Origin of the sequence: Bradyrhizobium sp. SHOUNA76 (genome assembly GCF_023006445.1) — a bacterium.
Taxonomy (GTDB): Bacteria; Pseudomonadota; Alphaproteobacteria; order Rhizobiales; family Xanthobacteraceae; genus Bradyrhizobium.
The window spans coordinates 1-401 of sequence record NZ_JALBHA010001181.1 but is presented as its reverse complement, the minus strand read 5'-3'; the positions used below and the strand labels follow the sequence as shown (position 1 = coordinate 401).

The 401-nt window shown below is 69.3% G+C and carries 1 protein-coding gene; it reads left to right on the top strand.

Annotation, left to right across the window (positions count from 1 at the left end; translation table 11 throughout):
* Nucleotides 1–401, top strand: a 401-nt coding sequence (locus tag MOV74_RS40395; RefSeq protein ID WP_246933134.1) for a four-carbon acid sugar kinase family protein, incomplete at both ends; no start/stop codon positions are given.

Sequence of the window (401 nt, the reverse complement as noted above, 5' to 3'; positions counted from 1 at the left end):
CGATCGAGGCGGGTCTTGCCGTGTCGCGCACGCGCGCGGCGGAGACATGGCTGCGCGGCCGCGGCGCGGGCCACGTGCTGTTCAAGATCTGCTCGACCTTCGATTCCACCGATGCCGGCAATATCGGCCCGGTGATGGATGCGCTGCGCGCCGACTGCGGTGAAGCTGCCGTTCTGGTGACGCCGGCGTTCCCGGAGACCGGGCGCACCGTCTACCAGGGTAACCTCTTCGTCGGCGCCGTACCGCTGAACGAGAGCCCGCTGAAGGACCATCCGCTGAACCCGATGCATGATTCCAATCTGGTGCGCGTGCTGGCGCGCCAGAGCAGGACGCAGATCGATCTCGTCGACCTCGCCACCGTGGCGCGCGGCGCGGATGCCGTGCGGACGCGGCTGGCCGAG